Genomic DNA, 23,924 nt, shown 5'->3' with positions numbered 1-23,924 from the left:
CCCCCGGGATGCGCGTCAGGCGCCGCGGAGCACCGCGCCGGTCCGGGCGACGGCCTCGGCCACGGCCGCCTCGCGGGCCGCGCTGGCCTCGTCGGCGGTCAGCGTGCGGTCGGCCGCGCGGAAGCGCAGCGCGTAGGCCAGCGACTTCTTGCCCTCGCCGACCTGCTCGCCGGTGAAGACGTCGAACAGCCTGATGGCCTCCAGCAGTTCGCCGGCGCCGGCCCGCAGCGCGGCCTCGACCTCGGCGGCCGGGACGGCGCCGTCGACGATCAGCGCCACGTCCTGGGTCGCGACCGGGAACGCCGAGACGGCCGGGCCGGAGACCCGGACGGCGCCATCGGCGGTCAGCAGGTCGAGGTCGACCTCCATCGCGCTGGTGCGCTCGGGCAGACCGAGCGCCTTGACGACGCGCGGGTGCAGCTCACCGGCGTGACCGACCACCCGGTCGGTCCCCGCGACCACCAGCTCGGCGCAGCGGCCCGGATGCCACGGGGCCAGCCGGCCCTGGCGGACGGCCAGTTCGACGCCGGCCGCACGGGCCACCGCACGGGCGGCCTCGATCGCGTCGGCCCAGGAGGCCGGGGCGCCCTTGCCCCACCAGCCGGACGGCACCCGCTCGCCCGCGAGGGCGGCGGCGATCCGGCGCGGCTGGTCCGGCAGGGCGGCGTCGAGGGCGGCGAGCTCCTCGTCGCTCGGACGGCGGTCGACGGCCGGGCGCGGCGCGACGGACTGCTCGTCCTTGGGCAGGAAGACGGTACCCGTCTCGAAGATCGCCAGATCGGTGTTGCCGCGGCCGACGTTGCGGCGCAGCGCCCCGAGCAGGCCCGGCAGCAGCGTGGTGCGCAGCGCCGGCTCCTCGTCGTTGAGCGGGTTGACCAGCTTCACCGTGCGGCGGCGCCGGTCGTCCTTCTCCAGGCCGAGCCCGTCGAAGGCGGCCTCGCCGACGAACGGGTAGTTGTTGACCTCGACGTAGCCGGCGCCGGCCAGCGCGACACCAGCCCGGCGGTGGGTGCGCTGGGCCTCGGTCAGGCCCTTGCCCGGCGGCACGGTGGGCATCCGGGCGGGGACGTTGTCGTACCCCTCCAGGCGGATGACCTCCTCCGCGAGGTCGTACGGGTCGGTGAGGTCGGGGCGCCAGGTCGGCGGGGTGACCTCCAGGACGTCGGCGCCCGCGACGGAGCAGCCGATCTCCTGCAGCCGCCGGGTGACGGTCTCCCGGCCGTAGGCGGTGCCGGCGACGCGGTCGGGCAGGTCCGCGGCGATGGTGATGGTGCGCACCGGGTGCGGGGCCGCGATGTCGGTGACCCCGGCCTCGGCGGTGCCGCCGGCGATCAGGACCAGCAGGTCGACGGCGCGCTGCGCGGCGGCGCGGGCGGCCTCCGGGTCGACGCCGCGCTCGAAGCGCTTCGACGCCTCGGAGGGCAGCTTGTGCCGCTTGGCACCGCGGGCGATCACGACCGGGTCGAAGTGCGCCGCCTCGATGATCACCTCGGTGGTGCCCGGACCGGCGGCCGGGTCGAGGATCTCGGTGGAGGCACCGCCCATGACACCGGCCAGGCCGATCGGGCCGCTGTTGTCGCAGATCAGCAGGTCCTCGGCGGAGAGCTTGCGCGCGACGCCGTCGAGGGTGGTCAGGGTCTCGCCCTGCTCCGCCCGGCGGACCACGATGGGGCCGTCCACGCGCTGCTTGTCGTAGGCGTGCAGCGGCTGGCCGACCTCCAGCATCACGTAGTTGGTGATGTCCACGGCCAGCGAGATCGGCCGGATGCCGGCCTTCTGCAGGCGGCGCTGGAGCCAGATCGGCGACTTGGCGGTCGGGTCGAGGCCGATCACCGTGCGGGCCACGAAGCGGTCGCAGCCGGCCGGGTCGGCGACCTTGACCAGGTAGCCGTAAGAGTTCGCCGGCGGCACGTCGAGCAGCGCCGGGTCGGCCAGCGGCAGCCCGTACGCGGCGGCGGCCTCGCGGGCCACCCCGCGCATCGAGAGGCAGTAGCCGCGGTCCGGGGTGACGGCGATGTCCAGCACCTCGTCGACGAGCTGGAGCAGCTCGACGGCGTCGGTGCCGGGCTCGTACTCCGGCGGGAGGACGATGATGCCGTCGTGGTCGTCGCCCATGCCCAGCTCGCGGGCCGAGCAGATCATGCCGGCCGAGGTGTGGCCGTAGGTCTGGCGGGCCGCGATCGGGAACGGGCCGGGCAGCACGGCGCCCGGCAGGACGACGACGACCTTGTCGCCGACGGCGAAGTTGGTCGCGCCGCAGACGATCTCCTGCGGCTCGCCGGTGCCGTTGGCGTCGCCGACGTTGACGAAGCAGTGCCGGATCGGCTTCTTGAAGCCGGAGAGCTCCTCGATGGAGAGGACCTGGCCGACCACCAGCGGGCCCTTGAGGTCGCCGCCGATCTGCTCGACCGTCTCGACCTCCAGCCCGGCCCGGACCAGTCGCTCCGCCACGTCGCGGCCGGTCTCGCCGGCCGGCAGGTCGACGTACTCGCGCAGCCAGGAAAGCGGGACGCGCATCAGATCTCCATCCCGAACGGGAGGGTGAAGCGCACGTCACCCTCGACCATGTCGCGCATGTCGGCGACGTTGTGACGGTTCATCAGGATCCGCTCCAGGCCCAGGCCGAAGGCGAACCCGCTGTAGCGGCTCGGGTCGATGCCGCAGGCGACCAGCACCCGCGGGTTGACCACGCCGCAGCCGCCGAGCTCGATCCAGCCCTCGGAGGAGCAGGTGCGGCAGGGCCGGTCCGGGTTGCCGACGCTCTCGCCGCGGCAGACGAAGCACTGCAGGTCGATCTCGGCGCTCGGCTCGGTGAACGGGAAGTACGAGGGCCGCCAGCGCAGCTCCAGGCCGTCCCCGATCAGCTTGGACACCAGCAGCTCGATGGTGCCCTTGAGGTCGGCGAAGGTGATGCCCTCGTCCACGGCCAGACCCTCGACCTGGCGGAAGACCGGGGTGTGGGTGGCGTCCAGCTCGTCGGTCCGGTAGACCCGGCCGGGGCAGACCACGTAGATGGGGGGCTCGCGGTCGAGCATGGTGCGGGCCTGGACCGGGGAGGTCTGGGTCCGCAGCACCACGCCGGAGTCGGCGGAGCCGTCCGGGGCCTGGACGAAGAAGGTGTCCTGCATCGAGCGGGCCGGGTGGTCCGGTCCCAGGTTGAGGGCGTCGAAGTTCAGCCACTCGGCCTCGACCTCGGGGCCCTCGGCGACCTGGTAGCCCATCGCGACGAAGGTGTCCTCGATGCGCTCGGCCAGCGTGGTCAGCGGGTGGCGGGCGCCGCGCGGGGTCCGGTCGTAGGGCAGCGTGACGTCCACCGCCTCCTCGACCAGGACGCGGGCGTCGCGCTCCGCCTCCAGCTCGGCCTGGCGCCGGGCGAGGGCCTGGTTGACGGCGCCGCGGGCCTGGCCGATCAGCTTGCCGGCGGCGGCCTTGGCGTGCGGGGGCAGAGCGCCGATCTCGCGGTTGGCGAGGGAGAGCGCGGAGCGGTCGCCGGTGTGGGCGACCTTGGCCTGCTTCAGCTCGTCGAGGCTGGTGGCGGCGGCGAAGGCCCGGACGGCCTCGTCCCGCGCCTGCTCCACCACCTCGGGCTTGAGGGCCTCGACCTCGACCGGGTCGTACGACTTGTTGGGTGCCGACATCTCTATCTTCCCGTGCTCCTGCTCGTCCGTGCTCAGGTAAGGGCTCGTGCCTTCGCGTGACGCCCGGCGTGGCCGGGGCACGGGCAGCCCCCGCCGCAGGTGCTCGGAAGGGGTGTCCGCGGCACGGCCGCGCAGGGCGTCCCACAACGCCAAAGGTCGAGTGTAGTCGCAGCGCATGGTGCGGCTGCCGTCAAGCCCGTCCGGCCTCCCGATCCGCACCGGGCTCCAGGGGCGGCGGCGCCGCCCCGGAGCCCGGTGCGGCTGCCTCCAGGCTCCGTCAGAGCATGAAGTCGGGCACGCCGGCGGGCAGGATAAATCGGAACCGGGCGCCGCCGCCGGGCGCGCGGTCGACGCGGATCGAGCCGCCGTGGGCCTCCACGATGCCCTTGACGATGTAGAGGCCCAGGCCCGTGCCGCCGCGCTTGGAACCGCGCCAGAAGCGGGTGAACACGCGCGGCATCGAGTCCTCGGGGATGCCGGTGCCTTCATCGCTCACGGTGACCGCGGTGCCTTCCACAGTTCGGGGCGGAGTGCCGGAGCGCTCCCAGACGGGTGCCTCGACGACCTCCTTGGCCGGTGCCACCTCGATCGTGACAGTTCCCTCACCGTGGCGCACCGCGTTTTCCAGCAGGTTGGCCAGCACCTGGTCCACCTTGTCCGGGTCGGCCCAGAGCACGGTGAGCGGCTCGCTGATCCGGATGTCGAAGCGGTCCTCGGGGATGCCGGTGGCGACCTTGCGGTCCACGTGCCGGCGCACCGAGGCGGCCAGGTCGACCACCTGCTTGCGCAGTTCCAGCCGCCCGGCGTCGATCCGGGAGATGTCCAGCAGCTCGGCGATCAGCCGGGTGACCCGGTCGGCGTCGGCGTCGACGGTCTCCAGCATCAGCCGCTTCTGCCCGTCGGTGAACCGCTCCCACTTCGCCAGCAGGGTCGCGGTGAAGCCCTTGACGCTGGTGAGCGGCGAGCGCAGCTCGTGCGCGACGGTGGCGATCAGCTCGGCGTGACTGCGCTCGGTCCGCCGGCGGGCCTCGGTGCCGCGCAGCGCGATCACCAGCCGCTCCAGCGGCGCCTGGGGGCGCGTCCGGACGTAGCGGGCGGACACCAGCACCTCGCGGCCGCCGGGGAGCAGCAGATTGCGCTCGGGCTGGCTGGTCCGGGTCGCCAGGCCGCCGTACGGGTCGGTCAGCTGCCACCAGCGGCGGCCGTCCAGGTCCTCCAGCGGGAGGGCGTGCTCCAGCGGGCTGCCGAGCGCGGCCTCCTGGAGGATGCCGGTCAGCCGGGCGGCGGTGCGGTTGAAGCAGACCACCCGGCCCAGGGCGTCGGCGACCACCAGGCCGTCCGGCAGGTCGTCCGGGTCGAGCTCTGGCCCGCTGCCGACCATGGGTGTCCTCCCCGATTACCCACCGTGTCTTTCCCCCCACCGAGGCAGACCCTAGCGTCTCGCGGCCCCCCGCAGTAGGGCCCGCGGCGTCGCGATGACGACTTCCGGGAGCGTCCGGGTACGGCCTACGCCCGCGCCCGGCAGCCGCCGGGCGAGCGCTGCGCCCGGGCGGAGGCGTAGAGGCAGACGGCGGCGGCCGTCGCGAGGTTGAGGCTCTCGGCGTGTCCGTGGATCGGTACGCGCACCACCTCGTCGGTGAGGGCGCGGGTCTCCTCCGGGAGCCCCCAGGCCTCGTTGCCGAACACCCATGCGCCGGGCGCGCCCAGCGTGCCCTCGTCCAGCTCCTGGTCGAGGTCGCGCTCCCCCGCGCCGTCGGCGGCCAGCACCCGCACGCCGGCCTCGCGCAGCCGGCCGACCGCCTCCTCCACCGGCACGCCGACGGCGACCGGCAGGTGGAACAGGCTGCCGACGGAGGCGCGCACGGCCTTCGGGTTGTACAGGTCCACCGAGGCGTCGGTCAGCACCACCGCGTCCGCGCCGGCCGCGTCGGCGGTCCGCAGCACGGTGCCGGCGTTGCCGGGGTCGCGCACGTGGGCGAGCACCGCGACCAGCTTGGGACGGGCCGCCAGCACCTCGGCGAACGGGGTGTCGATGAACCGGCAGAGCGCCACGATGCCCTGCGGGGTCACGGTGTCGCAGATGTCCGCGATGACCTCGTCCGTGGCGGTGAGCACCGGCAGCCCCTCGGCGCGGGCGGCGGCGACGATGCCGGCGTGCCGCTCGGCGGCCTCGGGGGTCGTGTAGACCTCGACCACGGCGTGGTCGGCCGTGCCCGGCAGCGTCCCGAACGCGACGGCCTCCCGGACGGCCTGCGGGCCCTCGACGAGGAAGCGGCGCTCCTTGGTGCGCTGGTTCCGCTTGGCGAGCCGGCGGGCGGCGACGACGCGGGGCGAGCGCAGGGAGGTCAGCAGGGGGGTGTCGGTGCTCGACATGGTCTCGTCTCTGAGGCGGGGCGCCGGTGGCGTGCAGGGACTGTGGCGGGGAAACGCAAAACCGGACCCGCAGGGAGAGCCTGCGGGTCCGGTCGGTGCGACGAACCGATCCCGGGGGGATCAGGCCGATCCAGGAGGATCAGGCGGCGTCGGCGGCGGCCCTCGGGGCGTTGACGTCGGCCGGCAGCGCCTTCTGCGCGACCTCGACGAGCGAGGCGAACGCGCCCGGGTCGTTGACCGCGAGGTCGGCCAGCATCTTGCGGTCGATCTCGACGCTGGCGGCCTTCAGGCCCTGCACGAAGCGGTTGTAGGTGATGCCGTTGGCACGGGCCGCAGCGTTGATGCGCTGGATCCACAGCTGACGGAAGTCGCCCTTGCGCTTCTTGCGGTCGTTGAAGTTGTAGACCAGCGAGTGGGTGACCTGCTCCTTGGCCTTGCGGTACAGGCGCGAGCGCTGGCCCCGGTAGCCGCTGGCGCGCTCCAGGATGACCCGGCGCTTCTTGTGGGCGTTGACTGCCCGCTTGACGCGTGCCACTTGATTACTCCTTGGGTTGGACCACGGACTACTTCACGCGGTCCGTCATTCGAATGGGTCGGGAAGGATCAGCTGCCCCGCTCACGGCTCGCGCCGGGCGGGAGGGCGATCACTTGCCGAGAAGCTTCTTGATCTTCTTGGCGTCGGCGGGGGCCACCACGACGGTGCCGGCCAGCTTGCGGGTCAGCGTGGAGGGCTTGTGCTCCAGGAGGTGGCGGCGGCCGGCGCGCTCGCGCAGCACCTTGCCAGAGCCACTGATCTTGAAGCGCTTGCTGGCGCCACTGTGCGTCTTCTGCTTCGGCATTTCGCCGTATCTCCTCGTCGGTCCGTCCACGCCCGCGCGGTGTGCGCCGCGCGGGCGTGAAGGATGGATCTGCGATGACCGGGCGGACGCCCGTTCACCTTGGTGGCCGGTCTCCCGAACCGCCCTGGCCGGTGAAGGCTCAGGCGTCCTGGGAGGCCTCGGCCGGCTGCTCGACCTCGGCGGCGTCGTCCTCGGCGTCGGCCTCGTCGGCCTCCGCCTCGGCCGCGGCGTTCTCGGCCTCAAGCGCTGCGTCCTCGTCGGCCTCGGCGGCGTCGGAGCCGGGGGTGCGGCCCTGACGCTCGGCCTTGCGGGCGTCCGCGATCGCGCGGGCCTCGGCCATCGCCTCGGTCTTCTTCTTGTGCGGGCCGAGAACCATGATCATGTTTCGGCCGTCCTGCTTGGCCGAGGACTCGACGAAGCCCAGGTCCTGGACGTCGTTGGCCAGCCGCTGCAGCAGTCGGAAGCCCAGCTCGGGGCGCGACTGCTCGCGACCGCGGAACATGATCGTGATCTTGACCTTGTCGCCCTGCTTGAGGAACCGAACGACGTGACCCTTCTTGGTGTCATAGTCGTGCGGGTCGATCTTCGGCCGGAGCTTCATCTCCTTGATGACCGTGTGCGCCTGGTTCTTGCGCGCCTCACGGGCCTTCATGGCCGACTCATACTTGAACTTGCCGTAGTCCATGAGCTTGCACACCGGCGGCCGGGCGGTCGCCGCGACCTCGACGAGGTCGAGGTCGTACTCCTGCGCGAGCTCCAGCGCCTTGGCAAGCGGCACGATGCCGACCTGCTCGCCGCTGGGACCGACGAGTCGCACCTCGGGGACGCGAATCCGGTCGTTGATGCGGGGCTCGGTGCTGATGGGGCCTCCTAGGTTGCACCTTCTGCGATGCGGCCGTCGGACGGCGGTCGCACGTAGTGGACTCGACCACTGGGCGGGGCTTCATTCGTGCTGCGCTGCCTACCTTGCTGATTGGCACTGCATGCACCGCGACACGAAAAAAGCCCCGCTCGGTACAAGCGGGGCTCCACACAACCGGGGGCTGCACCCGGTGAGGGGTGCGGCGGGCGACTCGGCGCCTGGGCGCCCGTCGCGGACCGGGACCCGTCGACCGTGAGGCCGATCGGGTGGGAGACTTTCGCGGTTGCCCTCTCGGGCCTCCTGGGTGGAGCCTCCTCTTGCTGGCCGGGCGCTCCTCAGGAGCTCCTGGCCGGTCAGTCTCGAAGCATACAGCGTTTCGGCCGCGCCCGGTATTCCGCCCCTCGCTCCCCACGGCCCGGCCCCCGGCCGGCCCCCTTGTACGCTCCTCGGGTACGGACACCGGCACGACGGAACGAGCCCCCCTTGAGCAGCGAGCCCACCCAGAACCCCGCCGCGGACGACGAGGCGATCGGTTTCGACGACCTCACCCGGGACATCGCCGAAGTCCCCGCCGTCGAGGTGATCACGACCGTCGCGGTGCACCTGATGAGCGCCGCCGCCGTGAAGTGCGGCCTGGCCGAGGGCGGCGAGGCCGACAAGGACCTCGACGAGGCGCGCAAGCTGATCACCGCGCTGGCCGGGCTGGTCACCGCCGGTGCCCCCGAGATCAGCAACTTCCACGCCGCCCCGCTGCGGGACGGCCTGAAGTCGCTCCAGCTGGCCTTCCGCGAGGCGTCCATCGTGCCGGACGCGCCGGGCACCGGGCCGGGCGAGAAGTTCACCGGGCCGGTCTACGCCTGAACCCCACCGGGACACCGGCGGTGCCCGGGCACCGGGCGAGGGGGCACCGCGCGTGGGCCGGGCACCGCTAGCGGCGGTACAGCGGCTCGCCGGGCAACGCGGAGTCGGCCGGCAGCACGGCCAGGTTCAGGCCCCGGTCGAGCCGGACCCGCAGCACCGGGTCGGCCGCGACCGCCTGCCCGATCCGCCGGGCGGCCGCCTGGACGGCCTCCTGGTCCAGCGCCCGGTCCAGCACCACCGCGAGCAGGCCGTCCCCCTCCTGGTAGGGCGCCAGCAGACCGCTCACCACCTGCGGCTCGGCCGCCAGCAGCGCCCGGACGGCCTCGCGCACCTCGGGGTCGCGCACCGGCGGCAGGTACGGCCGGTTCTCCGCCAGCGCGCGCAGCCGGGCCCCGGACAGCCGGTACGGCACCGGGCCGGCCGGGTCGATCAGCAGGGTGTCCGCGCGCTCGGAGTAGGCGACCATCGCGGCCTGCGGGGCGGCGACCGGTGCCGGGCGGGCGTCGGCGCGCCAGCGGGTCAGCGCCTCCATCGAGGTGAAGGCCGGCAGCGCCCGCCGGCCGTCCGCGGCCTCGATCACCGGGACGGCCATGTCACTGGTCTTCTCGTGCTTGTGCCCGTGCTCGTCCAGCTCCACCTCGCCGAGGACGGCGACGATCGGGACCATCAGCCGGGTCGGCGTCAGCGCCGCGAGCACCTCCGGCTCGGCCCCGGGCTCCTGCGACCAGCGCGCGAGCGCCTCGGCGAGTGCCGGGTCGGCGGTGCCGTCGTCGGCGGCGAATCCTGGGTTCGGAATGTTCTTGCGGTCCACCCGGCCGACCCTATGCCACCTCACACCCGCCGCCGGGGCGAGGCGGATCCGCGCCGTCGGGGTGGATCGTCCGCCGCAGGCCTACCCACCGGTAGCGGGGTGTGGCACTCTGCGCCCATGGCCACGCTCGAAGCTGCTGCCCGTACCGCCGCCGTGCCCTCGCCGGCCGCCGACCGAGCCCGGTACGACCGGGCCACCGCCCATCTCGACGGCCCGGTGGCCGTCGTCGACCTCGCGGCCTTCGACGCCAACGCGGCCGACCTGGTCCACCGGGCGGCCGGCAAGCCGGTCCGGGTGGCCAGCAAGTCGGTGCGCTGCCGCGCCCTGCTGGAGCGGGTGCTGACCATGGACGGCTTCGCCGGGGTGATGAGCTTCACCCTCGGCGAGTCGCTCTGGCTGGCCCGCACGGGCGTCCGCGACGTCCTGCTGGCCTACCCCTCGACGGACCGCTCCGGCTTCGCCGAACTGACCGGCGATCCGGAGCTGGCCGCCGCCGTCACCGTGCTGGTCGACGACCCGGCCCAGCTCGACCTGATCGACGCGGCCCGGACCGGCCCCGCCGAGGTCCGGGTCTGCCTGGAGCTGGACACCGCGCTGCAACTGTTCGGCGGGCGGGTGCGGGTCGGCGCCCGGCGCTCGCCGATGCGCACGCCCGAGGACCTCGGGGCCTTCGCCGAGCTGGTGCAGCGCCGCCGCGGGTTCCGGGTGGTCGGGCTGATGGCCTACGAGGGACACATCGCCGGGGTGGGCGACAGCGTGCCCGGGCGGCCGGTGCGCTCCCGGATGATCCGGCTGATGCAGGCGAAGGCCCGGGCCGAGCTGGCCGAGCGGCGCGCGGCGACGGTCCGGCGGCTGCGCCGGGTGACCGAGCTGGAGTTCGTCAACGGCGGCGGCACCGGCAGCGTCGAGTCGACCGTGGCGGAGCGGGCGGTCACCGAGGTGGCGGCGGGCTCGGGGCTGTACCTGCCGCGGCTGTTCGACAACTACCGCTCGTTCCGGGGCCGGCCGGCCGCGCTGTTCGGCCAGCCGGTGGTGCGCCGGCCCGGCTTCGGGGTGGTGACGGTGCTCGGCGGCGGCTACCCGGCCTCCGGCGCGGCCGGGCCGGACCGCTCGCCGGTGCCCCACCTGCCGCCCGGGCTGCGCTACGACCCGATGGAGGGGGCCGGCGAGGTGCAGACCCCGCTGCTCGGCGCGGCCGCCGACGACCTGCTGATCGGGGACCGGGTCTGGTTCCGGCACGCCAAGGCGGGCGAGCTGTGCGAGCGCTTCGCCGAGCTGCACCTGATCGAGGGCGAGCGGGTGGTGCGCACCGTCCCGACCTACCGGGGCGAGCAGCGGACCTTCCTCTGACCACCGGGTACGCCACCACGGCCGAACGGGCCGCCGCGGCGCCCTCGTTGCCCTACGGTGGTTCTCGACAGGACCGGACGCGACGTCAGGGGGGGCCATGGAGGCCGAGATCGTGCAGGGGCTGGTGACCTCGGGTGCCACCACCCTGGTCGGGCTGATGGCCACCGAGGCCTGGAACCAGGCGCGTTCGCGCTTCGCGGCGCTGTTCGGGCGGGGCGAGACCGACGAGGCGGAGGCCGCGGCCCTGGAGCGCTCGCGGACGGTCATCGCCCGCGCCCGGGAGACCGGTGACACCGGGGCCGTCGACGACCTGACCGGCACCTGGCGCGGCCGGCTCCGCCAGGCACTCCTGGAGAACCCCGAGGTGGCCGACGAACTCCGCGCCATCCTGGCGGAGTTCGAGCCGCGGCTGCCCGCACCGGGCGGCGAGTCCCTGAACAACACCATCACCGGCGGAACGATGCACGGCATGGTGATCCAGGCCAAGAACGTGCACGGGGGCGCGCACTTCCACCAGTACGGGCAGGGCCCGGGCCGGCCTTCCGGCGGCCGCTGACCTTTTCCCGGCCTTTCCCCCACCTTAAGAAGGCCCGAGGGGCGCCCGAACTCCGGCGCCCCCCGGGCCTCTGTGCTGCGCGTACGGCTACAGTCCGTCAAAAAGTACGCCACAACGGGCTATTGCCAGTTGGTCTAGTCCAATCATACGCTCAGCCCGGGCCCCGCGCGCCGGGCCGGCGGGCCCCGGGCAGACGTGCCCACTCCCCCACACTCTCGGCCCGGAACACGGTCAAGGAGTCCCCACCCCATGTCCATCAAGAGAAGCGCTCTGTCCCTCGGCGTCATAGGCGCCGCGGTCCTCGCCGTTTCGACGACCGCCGCCGGCACCGCCAGCGCCCACGGTGCCATGACCAACCCGGTCAGCCGCATCGCGGCCTGCTACGCCGAAGGGCCGGAGACTCCCAAGTCCCAGGTCTGCAAGGACCTCGTGGCGATGAGCGGCACCCAGCCGCTGTACGACTGGAACGAGGTCAACATCGCCAACGCGAACGGCAACCACCAGGCGCTGATCCCGGACGGCAAGCTCTGCTCGGCCAACCGCGACAAGTACAAGGCGCTCGACATGCCCCGCACCGACTGGCCGGCCACCCCGGTCAGCGCCGGTTCGTTCGCCTTCAAGTTCCGCGTCACCGCGGCGCACGTCGGCACCCAGACCGTCTACATCACCAAGGCCGGCTACGACCCGACCAAGCCGCTGAAGTGGTCCGACCTGGAGTCGGCCCCGGTCGCCCAGGTGCAGGTCACCCGTACCGCCACCGACGGCTACTACACCTACACGGGGACGCTGCCGCAGCGCACCGGCCGCCAGCTGCTGTACATGGTCTGGCAGCGCAGCGACAGCCCGGAGGCGTTCTACAGCTGCTCCGACGTCGACTTCGGCAAGACGGCGGCCGCCGTGGACCAGCCCGTGTCGGCGCTCGCCGCGCAGGCCCCGGCCGCGCCGAGCGAGGCGCAGATCGCCGCCGGCCAGTCCCGGTCCACCGTTTCCCACCACGGGCACGGCGGCAACGCGAACGAGCCGGCGGGCGCGGTGGTGCCGACCGCCAGCGCGGCCGTCGGCGGCTCGCCCACCGGTCCGCTGCTGCTGGCCGGCGCCGCCGCGATCAGCGTCGGCTGGGCCGGCATGGTGCTCCGGCGCCGTCGCTTCGAGGCTGTTCGACGCGACTCCTGACCGCCGGAGGCCTGGGCCGGACCGCACACCGCCCCCCGTGCGGTCCGGCCCAGGCGATCCCCAGCTCGGCGTGTGAACACGGCGGCGGCCCACCCGGAGGACGTGTCCGGGTGGGCCGCCGTACGTGAGCGGAGCGGTGCGATCAGGTGGTGGCGGTACCGGTGCCCCCGCCGGGGCCGGCGCCGCCGCCCGGGAAGGCGGGCAGCTTGCCGGTGTAGGCGGCGATGCCCTTGACGATGGTGTCCATCACGGCGACGTCGGGCGCCTTGTCGGCGATGTCGAAGCCGAGGTGAACGGAGATCAGCGACTTGCCGTCGGTGGACGGGAAGACGACGGTCTGCACGTAGCCGTCGTTGCCCTTCGCCGCGTCGACCTTCCAGCGGACCAGGTAGCCGTCCCGGCCGTCGACCTTGACCGCCTCGGACTTCAGCTCCTGGTGCGAGTTGAGGTCGTTGTACGAGTCCTTGGCGGCCTTCTCGATGTCGGCCTTGGCCGCCGCCTGGACGTCGGTGCCGCCGGCGACCACACCCGTGTTGGCACCGCCCAGCGAGCAGCTGCCGCCCCCGTCACAGGTGTAGGCGCCGACACTCAGCGCGGCGAAGCCGTCCGGGGTGGTACCGCCCTGCCAGCCGGAGGGGACGGGCAGGGTGATCCGGTTCACCAGGTCGGCGGCGGTGTCACTGCCCTGGGAGGTGCCGTCGTTCCCGCCGTTGCCCTGGCCGCCGTTGCCCTGGCCACCGTTGCCCTGGCCGCTGCCGCCGTTGCCCCGGCCCTGGCCGTTGCCCTTGCCGCCGTTGCCGTTGCCGTTGCCGTTGCCGTTGCCCTGACCGCTTCCGCCGTTGCCGCCCTGGCCACCGTCGTTACCGGGGCCGCCCAGGTCGGGCAGACCGCCCCACGGGCCTTCCTCGCCGATCGGCGGGGCCTGCCGCGAGGTGCGGTGCGTGGCACGCGGCTCGCCGTGGCCGTCCATCGCCAGGTAGGTGATCCCGGAGCCGGCGCCGAGGCCCAGCAGGGCCGCGACGGTGGCCGCGATCACCAGCTTGGACGGCCTGCGCCTGGTCTTGGGCGCCGGGGGTGCGATGGCGCCGTAGGCGGCGCCGAAGGGGGGCGGCTCCGGGTAGCGGACCGTCGGCCCGCTCCCCAGCACCTCCCCCTCCAGCACCCGGGTCTCGGCGGTCTCGTCCGGCCCCGGGGCCGCGGGAGCCACCGGCTCCGGCGGGGCGTCCGAGGGTGCGGGCCGGGTGTCGGCCGTCCAGCCCTTACCGTCCCACCAGCGCTGCGGTCGCGGATCGCTGGTGGTGTCCTTCGGGTCCGGGTACCACCCGGCGGGAATCTGCTCGCTCACGTCAGAGAATCTAAAGGCAGCCGGATAAACGCGATATCAGCGCGACCGCCGATTTCCGGCATTCTCCATGAGATTACGGTGAGAAGGCCGAACGAAGGCCCCGATCGGCCCCGGATCAGCCCCCGGTCGGCCCCGGATCGACTCTAGACCGGGGTCACATAGGCACCGGCGATGCCTCCGTCGACCAGGAACTCGCTCGCCGTGATGAAGGACGAATCGTCGCTGGCGAGGAAGGCGACCGCGGCCGCGATCTCCTCGGGCCGGGCGAAGCGGCCGAGCGGAATGTGCACCAGCCGGCGGGCCGCCCGCTCCGGGTCCGCGGCGAACAGCTCGCGCAGCAGCGGGGTGTCCACCGGCCCCGGCGAGAGCGCGTTGACCCGGATGCCCTCGCGGGCGAACTGCACGCCCAGCTCGCGGGACATCGCCAGCACCCCGCCCTTGGAGGCGGTGTAGGAGATCTGCGAGGTGGCCGCGCCCATCCGGGCCACGAAGCTGGCGGTGTTGATGATCGAACCGCGCCCGTGCCGCCGCATGTACGGCAGCGCCGCCTTGCAGCAGAGGTAGACCGAGGTCAGGTTGACCTCCTGGACCCTGCGCCAGGCGGCCGGCTCCGTGGTCAGGATGGAGCCGTCCTCGGGCGGCGAGATGCCCGCGTTGTTGAAGGCGACGTCCACGCTGCCGTACGTCTCGTAGGCCTGGTCGAAGAGCGCCTCGACCATGTACGGGTCGGTCACGTCGGTGTGCACGAAGAGGCCGCCGACCTCCTGGGCGGCCGCCTCGCCGGTCGGCTCGTCGACATCGGCGCACACGACCTTCGCCCCCTCGGAGGCGAGCCGGCGGGCGGCGGCCAGGCCGATGCCGCTGCCCGCGCCGGTGATCACGGCGGTACGGCCGACCAGGCGTCGGCAGACCGGGCCGTCCTTCCCGGCCGCGGCAGGCTTCTCGCTCATGACTGGCTCCTACTCCTCGCTCTGGATGAACACGTTCTTGGTCTCGGTGAAGGGGACCAGCGCGTCCGGCCCGAGCTCCCGGCCGACGCCGGACTCGCCGAACCCGCCGAAGGGCGTCCAGTACCGCACCGAGGAGTGCGAGTTGACCGAGAGGCTGCCCGCCGCGACGCCCCGGGCCAGGCGCAGCGCGCGACCGACGTCCCGCGTCCAGATGGACCCGGAGAGTCCGTAGCGGGTCCCGTTGGCCAGCCGCAGGGCGTCCGCCTCGCCGTCGAAGGGGAGCACCACCGCGACCGGGCCGAAGATCTCCTCCGTCGCCGCGGGCACGGTCGGGTCGGTGGGCGCGAGCACGGTCGGCGGGTACCAGAAGCCGGGGCCGTCGGGGACCGCGCCGCGGGCCAGCACCGGCAGCTCGGGGGTGACGTAGGAGGCGACCCGGCGGACCTGGGCGGCGGAGATCAGCGGGCCGAGCTCGGTGGCCGGGTCGGCCGGGTCCCCGGTGCGGACGGCCTCGACGGCGGGCAGCAGCAGGGCGAGGAAGTCGTCGAGGGCCTCGCGCTGGACCAGGATGCGGCTGCGCGCGCAGCAGTCCTGGCCGCTGTTGTCGAGGAAGGACATCGGGTCGGCGGCGCGGGCGAGGTCGGCGTCCGCGAAGACGATGTTGGGGCTCTTGCCGCCGAGTTCGAGGGTGACCCGCTTGGCCTGGGCGGCGCACCGGGCGGCGACCTCCTTGCCGACCAGGGTCGAGCCGGTGAAGACGACCTTGCGGACGGCAGGGTGGTCGACCAGTGCCCGGCCGGTGGTGGCGCCGGCCCCGGGGACGACCTGGAACAGGCCCTCCGGGAGCCCGGCGGCGAGGGCGAGTTCGGCCAGCCGCAGAGCGGTGAGCGGGGTGGCCTCGGCGGGTTTGAGGAGGACGGCGTTGCCCGCGGCCAGGGCCGGGGCGAAGCCCCAGGCGGCGATCGGCATCGGGAAGTTCCACGGGGCGATCACCCCGACCACGCCGATCGGCTCGTGGAAGGTGACGTCCAGGCCGCCGGCCACCGGGATCTGGCGGCCGGTCAGCCGCTCCACCCCGCCGGCGGCGTACTCCAGCAGGTCGCGGACGTTGCCGGCCTCCCAGCGGGCGTTGCCCACGGTGTGCCCGGCCTCGCTCACCTCCAGGGCGGCCAGCTCGGGGATGTGCACCTCGACCTGGTCGGCGAAGCGGCGCAGCAGCCGGGCGCGTTCGCCGGGGGCGAGCGCGGCCCAGCCCTGCTGGGCCTTGAGGGCGAGCTGGACGGCGGCGTCCAGCCGCGCCGGGGTGGTGTCCGGGACGGTGCCGAGCACCTCCCCGGTGGCCGGGTTGAGGACGGTGCTGACGGCGGGACTCCCCACGCGGCTCACATCCGCTCGAAGGACCGGTAGCGCTCCCAGTCGGTGACGGCGCTGTCGTACGCGGACTGCTCGACCCGGGCCATGTGCAGGTAGTGCTCCACGACGTCGTTGCCGAAGGCGGCGCGGGCGAGCTCGCTCTGCGACCAGCGGTCGGCGGCCTCGCGCAGCGAGCCGGGCACCCGGGTGTACTCGTCGGCGGCGTAGGCGTTGCCCAGGCAGGGCGTGGGCAGTTCGAGCTTCTGCTGGAGGCCGTGCAGACCGGCGGCGATCATGCCCGCCACGGCGAGGTACGGGTTGACGTCGCCTCCGGGGACGCGGTTCTCCATCCGCAGGCTCGGACCGCGGCCGACCACCCGGTAGGCGCACGTGCGGTTGTCGCGGCCCCAGGCGACGGCGGTCGGGGCGAAGGAGCCGGGCCGGTAGCGCTTGTAGGAGTTGATATTGGGCGCGTAGAGCACGCTGAACTCGCGCAGGGCGACGAGCTGGCCGGCCAGGAAGTGCCGCATGGTGTCGGTCATCCGGCCGTCGCGGTCGGCGAAGGCCGGGGCGCCGCCCGGGACGCGGAGGTCCCGCAGCGAGAGGTGGATGTGGCAGCTGTTGCCCTCGCGCTCGTCGTACTTGGCCATGAAGGTGAGTGCGCAGCCCTGCTGGGCGGCGATCTCCTTGGCGCCGGTCTTGTAGACGCTGTGCTGGTCGCAGGTGGTGAGGGCGTCGGCGTAGCGGAAGGCGATCTCGTGCTGGCCGAGGTTGCACTCGCCCTTGGCCGACTCGACGACGAGGCCGGCGCCGGCCATCTCGTTGCGGATCCGGGCGAGCAGCGGCTCGACCCGGGCGGTGCCGAGCAGCGAGTAGTCGACGTTGTACTGGTTGGCCGGGGTGAGGCCGCGGTAGCCGCCGAGCCAGGCCTGTTCGTAGGTGTCGCGGAAGACCAGGAACTCCAGCTCGGTGCCGATGTCGGCCGCCAGGCCGTACTCGGCGAGGCGCTCGATCTGACGCCGCAGCACCTGCCGGGGCGCGGTGTCGACGGGGTGGCCGCCGTGCCGGGCGAGGTCGGCGGTGACCTGGGCGGTGCCGGGCTGCCAGGGGGTGAGCCGGAGCGTGCCGAGGTCGGGGCGCATGGCGAAGTCGCCGTAGCCCGTCTCCCAGGAGGACTGGGCGTAGCCGTCGACGGTGTTGAGGTCGATGTCGACGGCGAGCAGGTAGTCGCAGGCCTCGGCGCCGTGCTCGGCGACCTCGTCGAGGAAGAACCGGGCGGCGAAGCGCTTGCCCTGAAGCCGGCCCTGCATGTCGGTGAAGGCGAGCGCGACGGTGTGGATCTCGCCGGCGTCGACCAGCGTGCGCAGCTCGCCGAGGGTGAGCGGCGCGCGCGGCCGCGCGGTCGCGGCGGTGTTGTCGGGCATGACGGGACCCTCCCCTTCGCTCACTCAGCGAGATCACACGGTCACAGCGAACCGTACGGCCTGCCACGGACAGCGCGGAAGAGGGCGGACGGGTGTGGCGCGCCGATACGCGTGGTTGACGGGGTATCAGGCGGGGCTGGAGGAGAATGCGCGCCATGGATCGCAGGCCTTTCATCGGCGTCAGCACCTACCAGGTGGACGTGAGTTGGAGCGACTGGCGGAACCGCCCGGTGGCACTGGTGCCCGAGCGGTACACCGCGTACGTGCGGGATTCGGGCGGGATCGCGCTCCTGCTGCCGCCGGACTCCCCGGAGCGCGCGCCGGAGGTGCTCGCCCGGCTGGACGCCCTGGTCATCACGGGCGGACCGGACATCGACCCGGCGTACTACGGGCAGCCGCCGCACCCGCTGACCGAGGCGGACTCGCCGGAGCGGGACCAGTGGGAGTCGGCGCTGCTGCGGGCGGCCCTGGCGGCGGGCATGCCGCTGCTGGGCATCTGCCGGGGCATGCAGGTGCTGAACGTGGTCTGCGGCGGCTCGCTCGTCCAGCACCTCCCGGACGTGGTGCACCCCGACGTGCACGCCGGGACGCCCGGCACGTACGGGGAGCACACGGTGCGGCCGGTGCCCGGGACGCTCCTCGGCGGACTGCTGCCGGAGAGCGAACTGACCGTGCCGACCTTCCACCACCAGGCGGTGGACCGGCTCGGCGCGGGGCTGCGGGTGAGCGCGCACGCGCCGGACGGCACCGTGGAGGCGGTGGAGGGACCGGGGTTCACCCTCGGGGTGCAGTGGCACCCCGAGCAGGGGGACGACCTGCGGGTGATGCAGGCCCTGGTCCGGGCTGCGACGGCGGCCCGGACGGTCCCGCTGGAGCCGGTCGGCGCGCTCGGTTAGACCCACCCGGCCCGACGGGCGGTCACGGCCACCGGTCCGGCGGGCCCCGCGGTCACCGCGTCGGCCGCCACGGTGGGGCCGAGCCGTCCGACCTGCCCGATTCCCGTCTTCCCTGCTCAGCGGTGGCGCGGCGGCACCGGGCGGGGGTCGCGCCGCGGCAATGACAACGGTCTCCAGTGCAGTCTTTGGATCTTCCTTCGATCTGCGGTTCACTTCGACTGCGGGGCGTTCGCCTCCCTGCCTCCACCCCCGCGCGTCCAGGAGAGGACTTCGATGGCCGGGCACGACCACTCCCCCGATGATCATGCGCATGACCACCGGCACGGCGACGGGCCCGCGCGGAGCGGGCACGGCGGGCACGGTCACGGCGCGCACGGTCACGGCGGGCACTCGCACGGCGTGGCCGCCGACGCCGACCGCCGCTGGCTGGTGAGCGCCCTCGCGCTGATCGTGGTGTTCATGGCCGGCGAGGTGGTGGTCGGCTTCGCCGCCGGGTCGCTGGCGCTGATCTCCGACGCGGCGCACATGCTCACCGACGCCGCCTCGATCGTGCTGGCCCTGGTGGCGATGCGACTGTCCGCCCGCCCGGCCCGCGGCGGCTACACCTACGGGCTCAAGCGCGCCGAGATCCTCTCCGCCCAGGCGAACGGCGTCACCCTGCTGGTCCTCTCGGCCTGGCTGGGCTACGAGGCCGTCACCCGGCTGATCGACCCGCCGGACGTGACCGGCTCGCTGGTGCTGGTCACCGCGCTGATCGGGATCGTGGTCAACCTGGCCGCCGCCTGGTGCATGTCCAGGGCCAACCGCAGCTCGCTCAACGTCGAGGGTGCCTTCCAGCACGTGGTCACCGACCTCTACGCGTTCATCGCCACCGCCGTGGCCGGCGCGGTGATGCTGACCACCGGGTTCGCCCGGGCGGACGCGATCGCCTCGCTGATCGTGGTGGCGCTGATGCTGAAGGCCGGCATCGGCCTGGTCCGCGCCTCCGGGCGGATCTTCCTGGAGGCCGCCCCGGCCGGCGTCGACCCGGACGCGGTGGCGGACCGGCTGGTCGCCCAGCCGCTGGTGGAGGAGATCCACGACCTGCACATCTGGGAGATCACCTCCGGCCAGCCGGCCCTGTCGGCGCACATCCTGGTCACCCCGGGCGGTGACTGCCACGCCGTCCGCCGGGAGCTGCAGCGCCGGCTGGCGGGCGAGTACGGGATCACCCACAGCACCCTCCAGGTCGACCACGTCGGCGAGGACGAGGCGGGCGCGCTGCTGCAGATCACCACCCCCGCCGGCGACCTCCCCGAGCACTGCGCCGACTCGCACGGCCCGGTGCACCGCGCCGGACCGCACGAGCACTGAGCCCGGGGCGCCGAAGCCGGGACAGCGGCCCCCGGGAGCGCCGGAACCGGCGGGCTGTCGGCCGGGTACGGCATGATCTGAGACGTGACCGCACCGCGACTGATGCTGCTCGACTCCGCCAGCCTGTACTTCCGGGCCTACTACGGCGTGCCGGACTCCCTGCGCTCCCCGCAGGGCGAACCGGTCAACGCCGTCCGGGGCCTGCTGGACTTCATCGCCCGACTGGTCCAGGACCACCGGCCCGACCAGCTGGTCGCCTGCATGGACGCCGACTGGCGCCCCCAGTGGCGGGTCGACCTCGTGCCCTCCTACAAGACGCACCGGGTCGCCGAGGCGGCCGTGGACGGCGAGGAGGAGGTGCCGGACACCCTCGCCCCGCAGGTACCGGTGATCGAGCAGGTGCTGGACGCGCTCGGCATCGCCCGGGTCGGCTCCCCCGGCTACGAGGCGGACGACGTGATCGGCACCCTCACCGCCCGGGCCGAGGGCCCGGTGCAGATCGTCACCGGGGACCGCGACCTCTTCCAGCTGGTCGACGACGCCCGCGGGATCACCGTGCTCTACCCGGTCAAGGGGATGGGGAACCTCCAGGTCACCGACGACGCGCTGCTGCTGGAGAAGTACGGCGTGCGCGGTGCCCGGTACGCCGACATGGCCGCCCTGCGCGGCGACCCCAGCGACGGCCTGCCCGGCGTCAAGGGGATCGGCGAGAAGACGGCCGCCCAGCTGATCAACGAGTACGGCGACCTCCCGGCGATCCGGGCCGCCGCCCTCGACATCCACTCGAAGCTCACCCCGGCCCGCCGGCGCAACATCGTCGAGGGCGCGGCCTACCTGGACGTCGCCCCGACCGTGGTCCGGGTCGCCGCCGACGCGCCGCTGCCGCCCTTCGACCCGGCCCTCCCGCGCGAGCCGCTGGACCCGATGACCCTGGAGGAGCTCTCCGCCCGCTGGGGCCTCGGCACCTCCCTGGAGCGCGTCCTGGCCGTCCTCGCGGCGCGCTGACACCCGGCAGCACAGCACGAAGGGGGCCCGTCGTCGATGACCACGGGCCCCCTTCGGCGTGCGACGGTCAGCCCACCGAGGAGTAGGCGATGATGCCGCGGCGGAGGCCGTCGACGGCCTTGCGGGCCGTCCGGCGGAGCTCGGCGTCCTCGCCGGCGGCGTCCTGGATCTGGCCGAGCACGTCGATCAGCTGCTTGGTCCAGCGGACGAAGTCACCGGCCGGCATGTCGGCGTCGCGCAGCACCGAGTCAAGGTTGTGGCCGAGGGCCCAGCGGTACGCGGCCCAGGCGAAGCCGACGTCCGGCTCGCGCTGCCCGACGCCCTCGGCGGTGTTGATCCGGTGCTGCTCCTCCAGGGCGTCCAGGTGGCCCCAGATCCGGATCATCTGGCCGAGTGCCTCCTTGGTGCCGCCCTCGGGCACCCGGGGGGCGGCGGCGTCGTCGGACTGCCGGGACTCGTAGACCAGCGCCGAGGCGCAGGCCGCCAGCTCGGCGGCGGCCAGACCGCTCCAGACGCCCTCGCGGATGCACTCGGAGGCGAGCAGGTCCAGCTCGCCGTAGAGCCGGCCGAGCCGCTTGCCGTCGTCGGTGACGGTGTCGCCCCGGAGGTAGCCGAGGTCGGTGAGCAGGCCGCAGACCCGGTCGAAGGTGCGGGCGATGGTGTGGGTGCGGGAGCGCATCCGGCGCTCCAGCTGCTCGGTGTCGCGGTGCAGCCGGTGGTAGCGCTCGGCCCAGCGCGCGTGGTCCTCGCGCTCGTCGCAGCCGTGGCACGGGTGCTGGCGCAGGGCGGCGCGCAGCCGGCTGATCTCCGCGTCGTCGGCGGCGGCCGCGCGGCCCTTGCGGAACCGCTCGGGCTCCAGGTGGCCGGCCTTGGTGCGCAGCGCGGAGGCGAGGTCGCGCCGGGACTGCGGGCTGCGCGGGTTGAAGGACTTGGGGATGCGCACCCGCTCCAGGGCGGCGACCGGGTGCGGGAAGTCGATCATGGCGAGCCGCTTGACCTGCCGCTCGGCGGTGAGCACCACCGGGCGCGGGCCGTCCTGGAAGTCGGGGTGGCGCGAGCCGACCCGGCCGTTGCGGCTGACCGGCGGCAGGCCCGGGTCGAGGACGAGCGCGAGACCGGCGAACTTGCCGGTGGGGACGTGGATGACGTCGCCCGGCTTGAGCTGCTCGATGGACTCGACGGCGGCCGCGCGGCGCTGGCTGCTGCCCTCGCGGGCCAGCTCGTTCTCGCGGTCCTTGAGCTGGTGGCGCAGGCCCATGTACTCGTCGAAGTCGCCCAGGTGGCAGGTCATGGACGCGCGGTAGCCGTCCAGGCCCTCCTCGTTGCGCTGGACCTGGCGGGCGATGCCGACCACCGAGCGGTCCGCCTGGAACTGCGCGAAGGACGTCTCCAGCAGCTCGCGGGAGCGGTGCCGGCCGAACTGCGAGACCAGGTTGACGGCCATGTTGTACGAGGGCCGGAAGGACGACTTCAGCGGGTAGGTGCGGGTGCCGGCCAGGCCGGCCAGCGCCTCCGGGTCGAGCCCGCGCTGCCAGAGCACCACGGCGTGGCCCTCGATGTCGATCCCGCGGCGGCCGGCCCGGCCGGTGAGCTGGGTGTACTCGCCGGGGGTGATGTCGGCGTGCGTCTCGCCGTTCCACTTGACCAGCTTCTCCATGACCACCGAGCGGGCGGGCATGTTGATGCCGAGGGCCAGTGTCTCGGTCGCGAAGACGGCCTTGACCAGACCCTTCACGAAGAGCTCCTCGACCACCTCCTTGAACCGCGGCAGCATCCCCGCGTGGTGGGCGGCGATGCCGCGCTCCAGCCCGTCGAGCCACTCGAAGTAGCCGAGGACGTGCAGGTCCTCGTCGGGGATGTCGGCGCAGCGCTCCTCGACGATGGCCCGCACCCGGCCCCGGTCCTCCTCCTTGTTGAGGCGCAGCCCGGAGCTGAGGCACTGCTGGACGGCGGCCTCGCAGCCGGCCCGGCTGAAGATGAAGGTGATCGCGGGGAGCAGGCCCTCGGCGTCGAGCCGGTCGATGACGTCGACCCGGCCGGGCGTCCAGACCTTGCCCGGGCGGCCGTTGGGCATCGAGCGGCCCCGGCCGCGGCCGAACCGGTCGCGCGGGTTGCGGTCCAGCTCGGAGCGGGCGAGCCGGACCAGCTCGGGGTTGACGGCCTTGGCCGGGTTGCGCGGGGCGTCCTTGGGGCGGCCGTCGCGGTCCGGGTTGGCGAACAGGTCGTACATCCGGTTGCCGGCCATGACGTGCTGCCACAGCGGTACCGGGCGGTGTTCGGAGACGATCACCTTGGTGCCGCCGCGCACGGTGTCCAGCCAGTCGCCGAACTCCTCGGCGTTGGAGACGGTCGCGGAGAGCGAGGCCAGCACCACCGACTCGGGGAGGTGGATGATGACCTCCTCCCAGACGGCGCCGCGGAAGCGGTCGGCGAGGTAGTGCACCTCGTCCATCACCACGTAGCCGAGGCCGTTGAGCGAGGAGGAGCCGGCGTAGAGCATGTTGCGCAGCACTTCGGTGGTCATGACCACCACGGGGGCGTCCCCGTTGACGCTGTTGTCACCGGTCAGCAGGCCGACCTTGGCCGCGCCGTAGCGCTTGACCAGGTCCCCGTACTTCTGGTTCGAGAGCGCCTTGATGGGCGTGGTGTAGAAGCACTTGCGCCCGGACTGGAGGGCGAGGTGCACGGCGAACTCGCCGACGATCGTCTTGCCGGAGCCGGTGGGCGCGGCGACCAGGACGCCGTCGCCGCCCTCCAGCGCCCGGCAGGCCTCCAGCTGGAAGTCGTCCAGCGGGAAGTCGTAGAGCTGCTGGAAGCCGTACAGGGCGCTGGCCTGCTCCTTGGCCCGGCGGCGGAAGGCCGCGTACGCCTCGGCGGGGCTGAGCTCCCGGTCTTCGGGCTGCTCGGGCTCAGGGGTGTTCATCGCCGTCCGGGTGTGATTGGTGTGATCTCGCATCTCAGCGAGAGGTTACCCGGGAGGACTGACATCGATAGCACCGATTTTTCGCGCTACCGGATCGGTTCTCTCTCACATCCATAGTTGCAAATGTCTTCAAGCAGCGACGAAGCGGCCATCTTCGAACGTCTCCGGTCATTCCCGGTGCCACGCCGTCCCCTCTCCCTACATTCGGTCCC

Annotated in this window: 20 protein-coding genes; 7 read left to right on the top strand and 13 right to left on the bottom strand. The window is 73.4% G+C overall.

Going from position 1 to position 23,924, the window contains the following annotated elements:
- Positions 1-15: 15 nt before the first annotated feature.
- The 7 genes from pheT to infC form a co-directional block, all read right to left on the bottom strand.
- On the bottom strand, positions 16-2,517 hold the full coding sequence (pheT, locus tag ABZ497_RS20920; protein WP_329486872.1) for a phenylalanine--tRNA ligase subunit beta: 2,502 nt from the start codon (positions 2,515-2,517) through the stop codon (positions 16-18).
- Complete coding sequence (gene pheS / locus ABZ497_RS20915; protein WP_329486873.1) at positions 2,517-3,638, bottom strand: phenylalanine--tRNA ligase subunit alpha; 1,122 nt, start codon at positions 3,636-3,638, stop codon at positions 2,517-2,519. The genes pheT and pheS overlap by 1 nt, the downstream gene beginning before the upstream one ends.
- Before the next feature lie 277 nt (positions 3,639-3,915).
- Positions 3,916-5,019, bottom strand: a complete 1,104-nt coding sequence (locus tag ABZ497_RS20910; RefSeq protein ID WP_329486874.1) for an ATP-binding protein — start codon at positions 5,017-5,019, stop codon at positions 3,916-3,918.
- A gap of 125 nt (positions 5,020-5,144) precedes the next feature.
- The gene (locus tag ABZ497_RS20905) at positions 5,145-6,011 is read right to left on the bottom strand and encodes an RNA methyltransferase (RefSeq protein ID WP_329486875.1); all 867 of its coding nucleotides are present in this window, start codon (positions 6,009-6,011) and stop codon (positions 5,145-5,147) included.
- 139 nt (positions 6,012-6,150) lie between these two features.
- Positions 6,151-6,546, bottom strand: coding sequence for a 50S ribosomal protein L20 (gene rplT, locus ABZ497_RS20900; RefSeq protein WP_329486876.1), 396 nt, complete (start codon positions 6,544-6,546; stop codon positions 6,151-6,153).
- Between the two features lie 109 nt (positions 6,547-6,655).
- Positions 6,656-6,850 carry a 50S ribosomal protein L35 gene (gene rpmI / locus ABZ497_RS20895; protein WP_329486877.1) on the bottom strand — a complete coding sequence of 65 codons (195 nt, stop codon included), beginning with the start codon at positions 6,848-6,850 and terminating at the stop codon, positions 6,656-6,658.
- 139 nt (positions 6,851-6,989) lie between these two features.
- Positions 6,990-7,712, bottom strand: a complete 723-nt coding sequence (gene infC / locus ABZ497_RS20890) for a translation initiation factor IF-3 (protein ID WP_359807314.1) — start codon at positions 7,710-7,712, stop codon at positions 6,990-6,992.
- A gap of 483 nt (positions 7,713-8,195) precedes the next feature.
- Here infC and ABZ497_RS20885 point away from each other — a divergent pair, with 483 nt between their 5' ends.
- Positions 8,196-8,573, top strand: coding sequence for a DUF1844 domain-containing protein (locus tag ABZ497_RS20885; protein WP_329486878.1), 378 nt, complete (start codon positions 8,196-8,198; stop codon positions 8,571-8,573).
- Between the two features lie 67 nt (positions 8,574-8,640).
- On the opposite strand, the gene ABZ497_RS20880 is transcribed toward ABZ497_RS20885, so the two are convergent.
- Positions 8,641-9,384 carry an SseB family protein gene (locus ABZ497_RS20880; RefSeq protein WP_329486879.1) on the bottom strand — a complete coding sequence of 248 codons (744 nt, stop codon included), beginning with the start codon at positions 9,382-9,384 and terminating at the stop codon, positions 8,641-8,643.
- 117 nt (positions 9,385-9,501) lie between these two features.
- Between ABZ497_RS20880 and ABZ497_RS20875 the strand changes: the two genes are divergently transcribed.
- From ABZ497_RS20875 to ABZ497_RS20865, 3 genes are all read left to right on the top strand, one after another.
- On the top strand, positions 9,502-10,734 hold the full coding sequence (locus tag ABZ497_RS20875) for an amino acid deaminase/aldolase (RefSeq protein WP_359807275.1): 1,233 nt from the start codon (positions 9,502-9,504) through the stop codon (positions 10,732-10,734).
- Positions 10,735-10,831: 97 nt separating this feature from the next.
- A complete protein-coding gene (locus ABZ497_RS20870) occupies positions 10,832-11,290 on the top strand; it encodes a hypothetical protein (RefSeq protein WP_359807272.1) in 459 nt (152 codons plus the stop codon).
- A 249-nt stretch (positions 11,291-11,539) separates the two neighbouring features.
- The gene (locus ABZ497_RS20865; protein ID WP_359807270.1) at positions 11,540-12,463 is read left to right on the top strand and encodes a lytic polysaccharide monooxygenase; all 924 of its coding nucleotides are present in this window, start codon (positions 11,540-11,542) and stop codon (positions 12,461-12,463) included.
- 142 nt (positions 12,464-12,605) lie between these two features.
- On the opposite strand, the gene ABZ497_RS20860 is transcribed toward ABZ497_RS20865, so the two are convergent.
- The 4 genes from ABZ497_RS20860 to ABZ497_RS20845 form a co-directional block, all read right to left on the bottom strand.
- Positions 12,606-13,808, bottom strand: coding sequence for a DUF2510 domain-containing protein (locus ABZ497_RS20860; protein WP_359807268.1), 1,203 nt, complete (start codon positions 13,806-13,808; stop codon positions 12,606-12,608).
- A 143-nt stretch (positions 13,809-13,951) separates the two neighbouring features.
- A complete protein-coding gene (locus ABZ497_RS20855; RefSeq protein ID WP_359807265.1) occupies positions 13,952-14,758 on the bottom strand; it encodes a 3-oxoacyl-ACP reductase in 807 nt (268 codons plus the stop codon).
- Positions 14,759-14,767: 9 nt separating this feature from the next.
- Positions 14,768-16,135, bottom strand: a complete 1,368-nt coding sequence (locus tag ABZ497_RS20850; RefSeq protein WP_359807262.1) for an aldehyde dehydrogenase family protein — start codon at positions 16,133-16,135, stop codon at positions 14,768-14,770.
- Between the two features lie 5 nt (positions 16,136-16,140).
- A complete protein-coding gene (locus tag ABZ497_RS20845) occupies positions 16,141-17,535 on the bottom strand; it encodes a glutamine synthetase family protein (RefSeq protein WP_329486887.1) in 1,395 nt (464 codons plus the stop codon).
- 155 nt (positions 17,536-17,690) lie between these two features.
- Here ABZ497_RS20845 and ABZ497_RS20840 point away from each other — a divergent pair, with 155 nt between their 5' ends.
- The 3 genes from ABZ497_RS20840 to ABZ497_RS20830 all read left to right on the top strand — a co-directional run bounded on the left by ABZ497_RS20840 (position 17,691) and on the right by ABZ497_RS20830 (position 20,789).
- Entirely contained in the window at positions 17,691-18,431 is a 741-nt protein-coding gene (locus ABZ497_RS20840; protein WP_329486888.1) for a gamma-glutamyl-gamma-aminobutyrate hydrolase family protein, read from the top strand.
- A 273-nt stretch (positions 18,432-18,704) separates the two neighbouring features.
- Positions 18,705-19,784 carry a cation diffusion facilitator family transporter gene (locus ABZ497_RS20835; protein ID WP_359807259.1) on the top strand — a complete coding sequence of 360 codons (1,080 nt, stop codon included), beginning with the start codon at positions 18,705-18,707 and terminating at the stop codon, positions 19,782-19,784.
- 102 nt (positions 19,785-19,886) lie between these two features.
- Positions 19,887-20,789 carry a 5'-3' exonuclease gene (locus ABZ497_RS20830; RefSeq protein WP_359807311.1) on the top strand — a complete coding sequence of 301 codons (903 nt, stop codon included), beginning with the start codon at positions 19,887-19,889 and terminating at the stop codon, positions 20,787-20,789.
- A gap of 67 nt (positions 20,790-20,856) precedes the next feature.
- Here ABZ497_RS20830 and ABZ497_RS20825 read toward each other — a convergent pair whose 3' ends face one another.
- On the bottom strand, positions 20,857-23,712 hold the full coding sequence (locus ABZ497_RS20825; RefSeq protein WP_329486891.1) for a DEAD/DEAH box helicase: 2,856 nt from the start codon (positions 23,710-23,712) through the stop codon (positions 20,857-20,859).
- Positions 23,713-23,924 lie beyond the last annotated feature (212 nt).

It is taken from the genome of Kitasatospora sp. NPDC005751, from assembly GCF_040630835.1.
Taxonomy (GTDB): Bacteria; Actinomycetota; Actinomycetes; order Streptomycetales; family Streptomycetaceae; genus Kitasatospora.
The sequence above is the reverse complement of the archived record's forward strand: the minus strand, read 5'-3'. Positions and strand labels throughout refer to the sequence as shown.